Below are 12,575 nucleotides of genomic sequence, written 5' to 3' on the forward strand. Positions count from 1 at the left end.
TCACCCCTTCCCGGGGTCGATGTCGTCGACGATGCCGGCGAGGGTGTCCTTGGGGCGCTGGACGGCCGCGAAGTGGCCGCCGTCGATCTCCACCCGGCGGGCCGGTACCGAGCTGTGCGCTGCCCACTGCCAGACCTTCTCCGGCGGGGCGTGCACGTCCTCGCGGGCGCCGATCAGCGTGAGCGGGAAGTCCACCCGCAGCCCGGCCGCCTCGGTGGCGAACTCGGCCCGCACGGCGTCGTCCTCACGGAGCATCCGCAGCAGGATGCGGCTCATGGTCGGATCGGCGAGCACGGCCGGAGGGGTGCCGCCGTCGGCGGCGGTCCGGGCCAGCAGCTCCTCGTCGGGTACGGAGTCGAGCAGCGGGCCGGGCCGCTGGAGCCGGGGCGGGACCGCCCCGGACAGCACGGCCCGCTCCGGCGCCACGCCGACCTGCCGGGTCACCTCCGCGGCCACCGCCAGGCTCGTGGTCGAGCCGAAGCTGTGCCCGAAGGTGGCCCAGCGCAGGCCGGGGGTCCGTTCCCGCTCGGTCAGCAGATCGGCCACGACCTGCTCGGCCATGCACCGGACGAGCGCGTGGAAGCCGGCGGCCTTGCGTTCCTGGCGGCGGGTGCCGCGGCCGGGCGCGTCCACGCCCCGGACCAGCAGATGCGGCTCGCCGAGCGCCTGCCAGCCGCGGTAGACGAGGGAGGTCGCCCCGGCGTGCGGGAAGCAGTAGAGCCGCACGGGCGGCCTGGATGGGGGCTGCACGGTCACTCCTTGGTGCTCCGGGCCAGCTTCTCGGCCAGCATCAGGGTGGTCAGGTTGGTGGGGGCGCTCGGGATGGCGGGGAAGAGCGAGGCGTCGGCGATCCGCAGGTTCTCGGTGCCGTGCACCCGCCCGTCCTGGTCGGCGACCGCCCACGGGTCGGTCTCCGGCCCCATCCGGCACGAACCGGCCGCGTGCCAGCCGGGGTTCATGATGTGGCGGACGCCGCTGCGCACGACGCCGTCGTTGGCGATCATCCGGTCGCTCCAGAACTGCGTCCTGGTCAGCCGGCTCGACAGGCCCGGGGACCGCAGGAAGCCCCAGGCCCGGCGCACGCCGTGGCAGAGCCGCTCCACGTCCTCGGGGTCGGTGCCGATGCCCAGCTCGATGACGGGCGCCGCGTACGGGTCGGCGCTGTCGAGGAAGACCCGGCCCCGGGAGCGCGGGCGCAGCAGCATCACCGAGATGCCGACGACGAGCGGCCAGCCGAGCCGGTCGACGAAGCCGGGGATGGTGTGGCTCTCCACGTTGTTGAGCAGGCCCACCTGGATGTCCACGTCCTCGTCGAAGCCGCTGCTCATGCGGGCCGCGACCTGCCGCCAGGGCAGGCCGGGCGTGCAGACGCCGTCGGCCGGCTTGGACCAGATGACGACCGAGGGGTGGTCCACCAGGTCGCGGCCGACGCCCGGCAGGTCGGCGACGGGGGTGATGCCGAGGGCCCCGAGCAGCCCGGCCGCGCCGACTCCGGAGCGCTGGAGGATGACGGGGGTGCCGACGGCCCCGGCGCTGAGCACGACGTGCCGCGCGCGGACGGTGGTGAGCGCGCCGTCGAGTTCGGCCTCGACGCCGACGGCCCGGTTGCCCTCGAACAGCACCCGGGTGACCCGGACGCCGCTGCGCAGGTGGAAGTCGGGCAGGTCGCGGGCGCCGGCAAGGAAGGCGGTGGAGGCGTCGATGCGTTCGCCGTCCACCGCGTTGCCGGGTATCGGGCCGACGCCGGCCTCGTCACCGGCGTTGAGGTCGGGCAGGTCGGTGACGCCCTGCCGGTTGCACTCCTCCCAGAAGGCGGCGTCCAGCGCGTGCACCTGGTCGCGCGGGGTGCGGTGGATCGGCAGCGGTCCGCTGTCGCCGTGCAGCCGGCCCGGGAAGTCGGCGTCGTTCTCGATCTCCTTGTAGAAGGGCAGCACGCGCTCCCAGGACCAGTCCGGGTTCCCGGCGGCCTCCCAGGCGGCGAAGTCGCGGGGCAGCCCGCGCAGGGCGATGGCGCCGTTCACGGCGGAGCCGCCGCCGACGACCTTGCCGAGCTGGTAGGGGAAGCGTTCCCACAGGGCCCGCGCGGGCACCCGGCCGCCCGTGGCCGCCGTGGGCTCCGCCGCTGCGGTGCGGCCCTCGACGAGGTCTTCCAGGCGCCCGCTGGTGCGCAGGTTGGCGCGGTAGTCCCAGTTGTGGCCGGCCAGCACGAGCCGTCCGGCGTCGGCCAGCGGGTGGGAGCGGTCGCGGGGACTGGGCTGGTCCTCGCCGGCCTCCAGGAGCAGGACCGGTCCGGAGCCGCGGGCGGCGAGCCGGGCGGCGGTCACGGCGCCGGCCGAGCCCGCTCCGACGATCACGTACTCCCATTCGCGGACGGTCGCGACGGGATCGGGTGTGGTGGTCACGCTGCGGACTCCTCGACGGTGACGATCAGTTCGGCGAACGAGGCGATGGAGGCGTTCATGAACAGCCCCTCGACCATCTCCTGCTCCGTGTCGGCCTCGAGGCCGAACTCGGTGCGCAGCAGCGCGAGCAGGCCGACCGCGTGCAGGGAGTCGCCGCCGATGTCGAAGAAGCCCTCCTCCACGCCGAAGTCGCCGTGGCCGAGCTGCTGGGACCAGAGCGTGAACAGGCGCTCCTCGACCCGGCTGCGGGGCGCGACCCTCTCGGAGGCGGTGTCGGAGTCGTCGTTCCACGGCGTGGGCAGCGCCTTGTGGTCGATCTTTCCGTTCGCGGTGAGAGGCAGGGCGTCCAGGGTCAGGAAGCGGCTGGGCACCATGTAGCCGGGCAGCACGGCGCCGAGTGCCTCGCGCAGTTCGGCCGGGTCCGGTTCGGCCCCGGGCTCGGGCACCACGTAGGCGGCGATCTGGCGCTGGCCGGTACGGGCGTGGGCGGGCGCGGTGACGAGTGCGCTGCTCACCCCGGGCCGGCGGAGCAGGGCGGCCTCGATCTCGCCCAGCTCGACGCGGTAGCCGTTGATCTTCACCTGGAAGTCCTCGCGGCCGAGGATCTCGATGTCACCGCCGGGCAGGTAGCGGCCGAGGTCGCCGGTGCGGTAGATCCGCTCGCCCGTGACCGGGTGGACGAGGAAGCGTTCGGCGGTGCGCTCGGGATCGCCGAGGTAGCCCTGGGCCACGCCGGTGCCGCCGATGTGGATCTCACCGGTGACGCCGACCGGGGAGGGTTCCAGCCACTGGTTCAACACGTGCATGGTCTGGTTGGCGAGCGGCTTGCCGTACGGGATGCTCGCCCAGTCGGGCCGCACGTCGTCGATCGGGTGGTGGATCGACCAGATGGAGCCCTCGGTGGCGCCGCCGAGGCTGATCACCCGCATCGCGGGGATCTTCTCCCGGATGCGTTCCGGCAGGTCGACGGGGATCCAGTCGCCGCTGAGCAGGGCGAGCCGCAGCCGGCAGCCGCGCGGCACTCCCCCGTCGCCGAGCGAGTCGATCCACATGCGCATGGGGGCGGGCACGCTGTTCCAGATGGTGACGCCGTAGCGGCCGATGAGCTGCGACCAGTGGGCGATGTCGTTGCCGCGCGCCGGGTCGGGCACGACGACGGTGCCGCCGGCGCCCAGGACGCCGAAGAGGTCGTAGACCGACAGGTCGAAGCCGGTCGGGGCGAGTGCCATGGTCCGGTCGTCCTCGCCCACGGAGAAGCGCCGGTTGATGTCCTGCACGGTGTTGGCGGCGCTGCGGTGGGTGATCATCACGCCCTTGGGCTCGCCGGTGGAGCCCGAGGTGAAGATGACGTAGGCGAGGTCGTCGTGGCCCTGTCGGGACTTCGGCCGCTCGGCGGAGCAGGTGAGGGTGGCCTCGTCCTCGGCGGTCACCACCGTGACGCCGGCCGGCCAGGTCAGGCGGTCGCGCAGTTCCGGCTCGGTGACCACGGCCCGCACGGAACATCGGGCCAGCAGCTTCAGGCGGCGCTCCTCGGGCAGTTCGGGGTCGATGGCCACGTAGGCGGCGCCGGAGTGCAGCACGCCGAGCAGCGCGGAGTACTGGGCGGCGCCCGGCCGCATGGACACGGCGACGATCTCGTTCGGCTCGGCTCCTGGCCCTTCGAGCAGCCGGTGCGCGATGCGGTGGGCATCCTCGGTGAGGCGGCGGTACGTGGTCTCCGTGCCGGGCGTGACGACCGCGACCGCGTCGGGACGGCGCGCGGCGGCCTCGGCGACCAGCTCGTGCAGCAGGGCCGGCCCGATGTCCTCGGCCGTGTCGTTGGCGCGCTCCCGCTCCTCGGCCTGCGCGGCGGGCAGCGGCACGATCCCCCGGGTGGCGTCCCAGACGGCGGCGTCGTCGACGAGGCGGTCGAGCAGCGTCAGGTACGCGTCGAACATGGCCTCCAGGGTGCCCTCGGGGAACAGGCCCTCGACGGCGTTCCAGTTCACGGAGAGCCGGCCGTCGCGTTCGAGGATCTGGTTCTCCAGCCACACCTGCGGGGTCCGGCTGTGGTCGTGGACCAGTTCGCCGAAGGCTTCCAGGCGGCCCCCGTCGGAGGCGCCGAGCGTGCTGGAGAAGACCACGGGCATGGCGGCCCGGCCGTCGTCCTTGCGGCGGGCCAGGTCGCGCAGCACCCGGATGCCGCCGTAGGTGGAGTGCGCGAGGTCCTCCAGAGAGCGCCGCTGCAGCTCCTGGGCGCGCTGCGCGAAGGTGTCCTCGGCCCGGCCGCCGACGGCGAGCAGGCTCGGCGCCAGGAAGTCGCCCATGATCTCGTCGAGTTGCGGGTGCAGCCCGAGCCGGTGGAACTGGGTCACGGTCAGGGTGAACTCCTGGCGCCGCGACCAGGTCCGCACCACCTCCGCGTAGGCCGCGAGCAACAGGCCGGAGGGGGTGAGTCCGTGCCGGCCGGCGGCCTCGCGCAGCGCCGTCCAGCGCTCGGGCGCGAGCAGCGCCCGGTGCCGTACGAACCGGGGGGTGCCGAGCTGCTCGGGCGCGGCGGCCAGCGGCAGTTCGGGCGCGGGCGGCAGGGTGCCGAGGCGGTCCGACCAGTACGCGGCGGCCTCCTGGCCCAGGGTGGCGTCGCGCAGTTCCTCCTGCGCGAGGACGTAGTCGCGGAACGACAGCTCCGGCGGCTCCGGGTTCAGGCCGGGCTCGTCGTAGTGGCGGCGCCATTCGCCGAGGAAGCGGTACAGGCCGCGCATGTCGAGGAAGAGCAGGTCGACGGCGAGGTGCAGCCGGACCCGGTCGCCGTCGAGCAGGGTGAGGCGGACGTCGAACAGCGGCGCCCGGTCCACGGGCAGCACCTGCTCGGTCATCTCCGCGCGGATCCGGTCCACGGCCGTGACCAGGTCCTCGGCGCTCCCTCCCCGCAGATCGGTGACGCCGATGACGTACGGCGGCAGCTCGTCGGCGGGGAGGACCCGCTGGGTCTGGTCGGGGCCGGCCACCGTGCGGAGCGCGTCGTGGCGTGCGACGACCTTCCGCAGGGCCTCGGTCAGCCGGTCCGGGTCGAGGGCGGGACAGTCGAACTCCAGGTAGTACTGGCTGGAGATGCCGCCGAGTTCCAGGCCCTTGTGCCGGCCGATCAGATAGGCCTGCTGGATGTCGGTGAGGGGGAAGGGTTCGTGACGGCGCTCCGGCTGCGGCTTGAGCTCGGGCAGCCGGGTGTCGTCCAGGCGGGGGTGGCCGGCCCCGCCGCGCAGCTCCGCGAAAAGATCCTCCATCGAGGTCCGCCCCTTTTCATCAGTCGCCCTGACGGGCTTTCGAATTCCTATACGAAAAGGGAGGTTAGGAGGGGCGGCAAACGGCCTCAATACGGTCGGACCGTAGGGACGACCGTAGGGTTTGGCCCGCACTCGACGGCCGCTGGACCGGCGCTGGACTCCCCCGCCGTACCGGGGGCTGGGCCATTGACCGGCGCCGGGAGCACGGCGACATCATCGGGGCATGGGAATTCAGAACTCCCCGGCCACGCCCGGGAAACGCATACTGGTCGGCGCCACCGGATCGATTGCGGTGACCCGGCTTCCGTCCTATATCGAGGCGATGCGCCGGCAGATCGCGGGCAGCACGTTCACGGTTCTGCTCACGCACACCGCCACGTCGTTCCTTTCGCCCGAGAGTTTGGCACTCTTCGCCGAGCGGGTGGTGTACGGGGATTCCCCGGCGGACTGGCCGACGGACAAGCCGTCCCGGCTCGCCGGTGACCACGACATCCTCGCCGTCCTGCCCGCCACCGCCCACACCCTCGCGGCCGCCGCGGGCGGTGCCGCGCCGAACCGGCTGATGACGGTGGCGCTCTCGGTGGACTACCCGGTCGTGTACTTCCCGGTGATGGGCGCCAAGATGTGGCACAAGCCGGCCGTCCAGCGGAACATCGCGCGGATCCGCGAGGACGGCGGCCTGGTCAACGAGCCCGAGTGGCACGACGGCTTCGACCCCACCACGGGCACCACGAGCCACCACCCCGCACTGCCCGCGCCGGAGACGGTCGCCACGGTGATCGACGACCTGCTCGCCAAGCAGCGCTGACCGCAGGCACACGCGTGAGGCCCCGCCGGTTCCGGCGGGGCCTCACGCGTGTGCGGGAAGGTCGGTCAGGAGGCGATGGCGGTCGCCTCGATCTCGATGAGGAAGTCGGGTTCGGCGAGGGTGGCCACCCCGACCAGGGTGGTGGGCCGGATGACGTCGGCGCCCAGCTTGGCCGCCGCGCGCTCGGCGCCGGCCGTGATCGCCTCCCACTTGTCGAGCGACCAGTCCACGACGTACATGGTCAGGCGGAGGACGTCGTCGAAGGTGGCGCCGGCGGCCTCGAGGCCGGTGGCGATGTTGAGGTAGATCTGCTCGGTCTGGGCCGCGAGGTCTCCCATGCCGACCGGCTCGCCGTCGGCGGTGCGCGGGGTCTGGCCGCTCAGGAACACGACGCGGCTGCCGGTGCCTACGGCCAGCTGGCGCCAGCCGTAGGGCTTGGGAAGGCCGGGCGGGTCGATCGCCTCGACTGCCATGGGACTGTCCTTTCTCGAGGGGTCTCCGGTACTGCGGAGGGAGGAAGCGGGCGGGGCCCGGGCGGGCGGGTCAGCTGTTCTCGCGGCAGGTCGCGTAGTACTTGCGGAGCAGGCTGACCAGCTCGGGGTCGAAGCGGGAGGCGAAGAGGAGCTCGGCCGGCGGGGTGAACTCCGGGTCGAGCTCGTTCGCCCAGGCGAGGGTGGCCGGCCGCAGGTCCATCTCGATCCACTGGTGCCACTCGACCGGGATCGTCCAGTCCTGCTCGTAACCGATGCCCATCTGGTGGTCGATGAGGACGTCGACGATCTCCTCGCGGGTGCCCGTCCGATAGGGCTGGCGCACCGGCGCGAAGCGGTCGAGCTCGGTCCGGTGCTGCTCGCCCAGGATCCGGGCGGCGAAGTCCTGGGCCAGGAGCGGGGAGAGGTGCAGACCGTCGCGGTAGGTGCCGGTCATGATCCACAGGCCGTGCATGCCGCCGTGGCCGAGCAGCGGGAAGCCGTCCATGGACACGGGGCGGTTGCCGACCTGGACCTTGGCGACGTCGCTGTTCCAGAGGTTGCGGCGGACCTGGCGGTGGGCGCACTGGAGGAGGAAGACCAGGTCGCGCATCTCGGCGGTGTCGCGCGGCTCCACGGAGATGACGTTGGTGGCGCCCACGTAGACGTGGCCGTCGCCGCGGGGCACGACGTGCAGACCGCAGGCGAAGGAGCGGTTCGGGGTCCGGATGACGCTGTCGGGGTTGGTGCCGTCGGCGGTCCGGATCAGCGAGGAGACGCCGTAGCCGCTGACCAGGCGGGGGATGCGGGGGCCGACGGGCAGGCTGTCGAGCAGCTCCTGGCTGCGGGCGCCGGCGGCGAGCGTCACGTGGTCGGCGCTGATCGTCCGTCCGGAGGTGGTGACGACGCCGGTCACCCGCTCACCCTGGTGGACGACGCGGGTCGCGAACTCGGGGACGAGGGTGGCGCCGGCCCGGACGGCCGCCTGCTCCAGACGCTCCAGCAGGGCGGCGGCGTTGACGGCGTGCTCGCCGGGTATGTGGAAGGCCTTGAGCGGGCGGGAGATCGGCTCGGCGTCCACCCAGTCGAGGTCGGCCGGCTCGACGTTCTCGAAGGGCTCGTCGTAGCGGGTGAGTTCGGCCTGGATGGCGTTGTAGTTGGCGTCGTCGATCTCGGCGGTGCCGATGGTGTTGAGGATGACGGTGGTGCCGTCGGCGGTCTTCACGGGGGCGCCCTCGGTGTCCGCCTCCAGCTCCGCGATCCACTGCGGCCACAACTTGCCCGCCTCGATGCCGAGTTCGAGCTTGGCGCGGCCGTGCTCGGTGGCGAGCAGCGAGGTGGTGACCTCGCCGAAGCTGCCGAGCATGGCTCCGGCGGCGGCCGATCCGGCCCACGGCCGGTGTGGCTGGCCGAGCACCGCGACGCGCTGTCCCCGCTGCGCCAGGACCCAGGCGAGCGAGAGTCCGAGGACTCCGTTTCCGGCGATGACGACGTCGTAGCCGGTGGCGTTCGCGTTCCCGTTGACGCTCATGACATTCCCCTCTTCCGGGGCGGTCGAGTCCGCCCGGTCGTGAATCGAATTCGTCTGGACAGGTGCTGGGTCAGCGGCGCAGGAACTCGTACATCGTGAAATCCATGTCGACGATTCCGCGCTCATTGGTGTGGGCCGCGACCACCGGGGAGGCGGGGAAGTCCGCCGCGGGCAGTTCCACGGATTCGCTGCGGTGCCGGTGGCCCTCGAACCCGGCGTCGGCGGCGGCCCGCAGCATCTTGTCCCGGTTGCCCATGGCCTCGCTGGTGCCCAGGTAGACCCGTCCGTTCGGGGCCAGGTGGGACCGCACGTCACGGAAGAAGCGGCGCACCATCTCGTAGCCGGGGTCGAAGACCGCGCGCTCGATCTGGCCGGCGTAGGGGCGGCTCTCGGGCGCCTCGATGAACGGGGTGTTCCAGAAGACGAGGTCGAAGGGCTCGGCGGGCTCCAGGGCGTCGAAGAGGTCGCTCGCCAGGGCCGTCACCCGGTCGGCCACGCCGTGCCGGGCGGCGTTGCGGCGGGTGTTCTCCGCCGCGGCCGGGTTGATGTCCAGGGCGACCACGTGCTCGGCACCGCGCTGTGCGGCGACCACCGCGGAGATCCCCGCACCGCAGCCCATCTCCAGGAAGCGGATGCCCTTCTCGTACGGCACCCAGGAGGCGAAGAGTCCCGGGCCGGGGTCCGTGTAGGGCGGGAATACCTCGGGGAGGAGCTCCCATTCCTGGTCGAGAAGCGTGAACGTCGTCTGCGTGGGACGGTCCGGGCTCTGGATCTGCGACACCACCCAGTTCCCGAGTTCGTAACCGAGTTCGTTGTCCATGGAATCCTCCTTGAAGGAGCGCGCGGAGGAATTCCGGGGGAGAATTCCTCCGCGGCTCCGGTCTTCGGACGGGGACGGGGAGCGCGGACCGTGGAGCGGAGGGGCGAGGTCAGTTCTCGCCGGTCTGCGGGTTCCGCGCCCGGTTGCGGGCCATCGTCCGGTCGATGAGGACGACCGGGACGGTGAGTACGGCCAGGCCTGCGCCCAGCCAGGGGATGGACGTCAGTCCGGCTCCGGCCCCGAGGGCGACGCCCGCGAGGACGGGGACCAGGCTGATGCCGAGCTGGAACATGGAGACGGCGGTGGCCCCGGCGAGCGTGGGTGCCTCGGCCGCCACGGTGAACACCCGCCCGTAGATGGCCGGGTTGAGCACGAAGCCGGCGACGCCGAGGAGCAGGACCAGGACGATGACGGCGATCGGGTGGTCGGCGAGCAGGGCGAGCAGCACCGAGGTGACGAGGATGCCGCCGGCCCCGATGAGGAAGGCGTGGTGCGGGCGCCCGTCGGCGATCCGGCCGCCGATGGACAGGCCGACGAAGGCTCCGATGCCGAACAGGACGAGGATCGGGGGCACCCAGACCGAGTCCACCCCGGTGATGTCCGTGAGGAAGGCCGCCAGGTAGTTGTACGAGATCATGTACGCGGCGGTGCTGAGCAGCGTCGCGGCGTACACGACCCACAGCTGAGGCTGACGCATGGTGCGCAGTTCGCGGCGCACGCTCGGCTCCTGGGCCGCCCGGGTGGCGGGGACGGCGACGGCCGTCGAGACCGCGCCGAGGACGGTGAGGGCGACCACCGCCCAGAATCCGCCCTGCCAGCCGGTGAAGTGGCTGAGGAAGGCGCCGGCCGGGCCGCCGCCGACCATGGCGATGGAGAGTCCGCTGACGACGACGCCGGAGGCGCGGGCGGTGCGGTCGGGGGTGACGAGTCCGATCGCGGTGACCGCGGCGACCGCCCAGAACCCGGCGTAGGCCAGACCGCACAGGAAGCGGGTGACGATCAGGACGGTGAAGTCGTCGGTGACCAGGCCGATCGCCACGCAGACCGCGAACAGGACCTGCGAGACCACCAGGGTGGTCCGGCGCGGCCAGCGCAGCGTGAGGACCGCCAGCGGCGGTCCGCCGATGACCACGCCGATGGCGAAGGCGGAGATCAGCGCGCCGGCCGAGGAGAGCGAGATGTGCAGGTCGTCGGCGATGTCCGGGAGGACTCCGGCGAGCAGGAACTCGGCGCTTCCCATCGCGAACAGGCTGAACGCGAGGAGGTAGACCGCGAACGGCAGCCGGTCGCTCGCCTTGGGGGAGGCGGCCTCGTGGGCCTCGGTCTGGACGCTCATCGGCTGCCGCCGGGGCGGCGCGGGGTGGTCGAAGGCATGGTCGAACTCCTTGTCCGGATGGTTCACGGGGGTACGGATCAGGGCGGGTGCGCGCCGGTCCGCCGGGCGTTCGGAGTACGCCGCCGCCGGTCCCTCGCGGCGGCCGTCCGCGGAGGACGGACGCCTCGGCGATCCGCTCGATCACGGTGATCACTTCTGGTCCCCATGCTGGAACCGAGCGTGGCGGAAGGACAACATTTGTTGCCGATACCGGGACGTGCGGGCGGGGTCGGGCGGGGCCGCCTCCGGGTCCCGGTCACTGCGGCGGCCGGGTCAGTCATCACCGGGGACGGCCTCGCCCCAGCCCCACTTCTTGATGGTGGTGCGGCTCGACGGACCGGCGTCGGGCTGGGAGTTGGCCATGGCGCGGCGCGAGCCGAACTCGATGTAGCCGATGAACGCCGAGCGGAACTCCGCGTCCTGGGGGAGGCCGACGACGTCCATGGCCTCCAGCATCAGCTCCACCCAGCGCGCCCGCTGCTCCGGCTTGATGCCGCGACCGCGGTGCCGGGAGACCATGTGGGGGTAGCCGCCGTGGTGCTCGGTGTAGCGCTCGGGGCCGCCGAGCACCTCGCCGAGGAAGGTCGCGACGTGCTGCGGGTGGTCGTCGTCCATGTACCGGAAGAGCGGCGCGAGGACGTCGTCCTTGCGGACGCGCCGGTAGAACTCCTCCGTGAGCCGTTCCAGCGCCTCGGCGCCGCCGGCCCATTCGTAGAGGGTGGGGGTCCGTTCCGTCACTGTGTCACCTCTTCTGTGGGTGCTCGGTGTCCTGGGTGCGGCGCTCAGGCCGCGTACAGGTCGAAGGTGGGGATGGGCGGGCCGCCCTGGGCGAGCGTGTCGAGCCGGGGATCGACCGAGAGCATCGCCTGGTGCAGGCGCTGGAGCTGCGGGGCGGGCTCCAGGCCGAGGTCCTCGATCAGCCGCCGGCGCAGCCTGCGGTAGAGGTCGAGGGCCGCGGTCTGCCGCCCGGAGCGGTAGAACGCCACCATGGCCTGGGCGTACAGACGCTCGTGCGCGGGATGGCGCTCCGTCAGCTCGACGAGTTCGGCGAGGAGTTCGGCGTGCAGCCCGAGGCGGAGCTCGGCGTCGACGCGGCGTTCGGTGGCGAGCAGCCGGCTCTCCTCCAGGGCGGCCGCGTGGATCCGCAGCGCCGAGCCGGCCCGTACGTCCACGAGCACCGGTCCGCGCCAGAGCGCGAGGGCCTCGCGCAGCAGCCGGGAGGCGCCAGCGCTGTCACCCTCCGCGAAGGCCGCGTGGCCGGCCCGGGCGGCCCGCTGGAACGCGAAGGCGTCGATGTCCTCCTCGGCGACCCGGAGCAGATAGCCCCCGTGGCCGGTGGCGAGCAGCCGCCGGGCGCGGGCCGGTCCGTCGGGACCGCCGAGCGCGTCGGCGAGGCCGCGCCGCAGCCGCAGGACGTAGGTCTGGAAGGTGGTGTGCGCGCTGCGCGGCGGCGCCGTCCCCCACAGCTCCTCCTGGAGGGTGGCCACGGGTACGAGCTGTCCCGGGTGGAGGGCGAGGAGCGCCAGGATCTGGCGCGTCTTCGCCGCCGTCGGGACGACCGGTGCCCCGTCCGCCTCGGCGTGCAGCGGGCCCAGAATCCGTATCTTCACGCGTCCTCCGTCTCTCTTCCGCGCCCCGTCCGCTTTCCGGATCCTCCGGGGCGGCCGCTCTGGGAAGGAACGTAGAAGTGCGGGGGTGAGGGCCTCAATACGGTGCGACCGTAGGGCTGACCGAAGAATCTGCGACCGGGGTCTTCCTACGGTCACGCGGACATGCGGAGACGGGCCCCCGCGGGGACCCCCCCGGCCCGCCGGGCAGGGTAAGGAAATTGGTGAAAACGGGGCGGGCGTTCAGGCCCTGACAAGGGTGGGGGGGCGGGTGCGGGGGAACTAACGCGGGGTTGGGG

General features: G+C 72.6%; 10 protein-coding genes. 1 reads left to right on the plus strand and 9 read right to left on the minus strand.

From position 1 onward, the window contains the following. Genes ACIRQF_RS12860 through ACIRQF_RS12870 form a run of 3 tightly spaced genes read right to left on the minus strand, consistent with a single transcriptional unit; the run spans position 1 to position 5,665 of the window. Positions 1–750: a thioesterase II family protein gene (locus ACIRQF_RS12860; RefSeq protein WP_382482362.1), complete on the minus strand. Its 750-nt coding sequence runs from the start codon at positions 748–750 to the stop codon at positions 1–3. A 2-nt stretch (positions 751–752) separates the two neighbouring features. Continuing rightward, a complete protein-coding gene (locus ACIRQF_RS12865) occupies positions 753–2,402 on the minus strand; it encodes a GMC family oxidoreductase (RefSeq protein ID WP_404091592.1) in 1,650 nt (549 codons plus the stop codon). After that, positions 2,399–5,665 (minus strand): amino acid adenylation domain-containing protein, encoded by a 3,267-nt coding sequence (locus tag ACIRQF_RS12870; RefSeq protein WP_404091595.1) that lies wholly within the window; start codon positions 5,663–5,665, stop codon positions 2,399–2,401. The genes ACIRQF_RS12865 and ACIRQF_RS12870 overlap by 4 nt, the downstream gene beginning before the upstream one ends. A 223-nt stretch (positions 5,666–5,888) precedes the next feature. Between ACIRQF_RS12870 and ACIRQF_RS12875 the strand changes: the two genes are divergently transcribed. After that, complete coding sequence (locus ACIRQF_RS12875; protein ID WP_382482368.1) at positions 5,889–6,473, plus strand: flavoprotein; 585 nt, start codon at positions 5,889–5,891, stop codon at positions 6,471–6,473. A 65-nt stretch (positions 6,474–6,538) separates the two neighbouring features. Here ACIRQF_RS12875 and ACIRQF_RS12880 read toward each other — a convergent pair whose 3' ends face one another. The 6 genes from ACIRQF_RS12880 to ACIRQF_RS12905 all read right to left on the minus strand — a co-directional run bounded on the left by ACIRQF_RS12880 (position 6,539) and on the right by ACIRQF_RS12905 (position 12,279). Next, a complete protein-coding gene (locus tag ACIRQF_RS12880; RefSeq protein WP_376631891.1) occupies positions 6,539–6,946 on the minus strand; it encodes a RidA family protein in 408 nt (135 codons plus the stop codon). Between the two features lie 70 nt (positions 6,947–7,016). Continuing rightward, positions 7,017–8,474, minus strand: a complete 1,458-nt coding sequence (locus tag ACIRQF_RS12885; RefSeq protein ID WP_404091600.1) for an NAD(P)/FAD-dependent oxidoreductase — start codon at positions 8,472–8,474, stop codon at positions 7,017–7,019. A 70-nt stretch (positions 8,475–8,544) separates the two neighbouring features. Further along, positions 8,545–9,294: a methyltransferase gene (locus tag ACIRQF_RS12890; RefSeq protein WP_404091603.1), complete on the minus strand. Its 750-nt coding sequence runs from the start codon at positions 9,292–9,294 to the stop codon at positions 8,545–8,547. A 109-nt stretch (positions 9,295–9,403) separates the two neighbouring features. Next, positions 9,404–10,696: a Cmx/CmrA family chloramphenicol efflux MFS transporter gene (locus tag ACIRQF_RS12895; protein ID WP_376631896.1), complete on the minus strand. Its 1,293-nt coding sequence runs from the start codon at positions 10,694–10,696 to the stop codon at positions 9,404–9,406. Positions 10,697–10,942: 246 nt separating this feature from the next. Continuing rightward, positions 10,943–11,407, minus strand: coding sequence for a group II truncated hemoglobin (locus ACIRQF_RS12900; RefSeq protein WP_389752760.1), 465 nt, complete (start codon positions 11,405–11,407; stop codon positions 10,943–10,945). A 44-nt stretch (positions 11,408–11,451) separates the two neighbouring features. Then, a complete protein-coding gene (locus tag ACIRQF_RS12905) occupies positions 11,452–12,279 on the minus strand; it encodes a BTAD domain-containing putative transcriptional regulator (RefSeq protein WP_404091606.1) in 828 nt (275 codons plus the stop codon). Positions 12,280–12,575: the final 296 nt, after the last annotated feature.

This window comes from Streptomyces sp. NPDC101191, assembly GCF_044767915.1.
GTDB lineage: Bacteria > Actinomycetota > Actinomycetes > Streptomycetales > Streptomycetaceae > Streptomyces.

Bases quoted from the DNA above. Each gene is read 5' to 3' on its own strand.
- ACIRQF_RS12870 (WP_404091595.1), bottom strand. From the start codon at position 5,665: ATGGAGGATCTTTTCGCGGAGCTGCGCGGCGGGGCCGGCCACCCCCGC.
- ACIRQF_RS12875 (WP_382482368.1), top strand. From the start codon at position 5,889: ATGGGAATTCAGAACTCCCCGGCCACGCCCGGGAAACGCATACTGGTC.
- ACIRQF_RS12880 (WP_376631891.1), bottom strand. From the start codon at position 6,946: ATGGCAGTCGAGGCGATCGACCCGCCCGGCCTTCCCAAGCCCTACGGC.
- ACIRQF_RS12885 (WP_404091600.1), bottom strand. From the start codon at position 8,474: ATGAGCGTCAACGGGAACGCGAACGCCACCGGCTACGACGTCGTCATC.
- ACIRQF_RS12890 (WP_404091603.1), bottom strand. From the start codon at position 9,294: ATGGACAACGAACTCGGTTACGAACTCGGGAACTGGGTGGTGTCGCAG.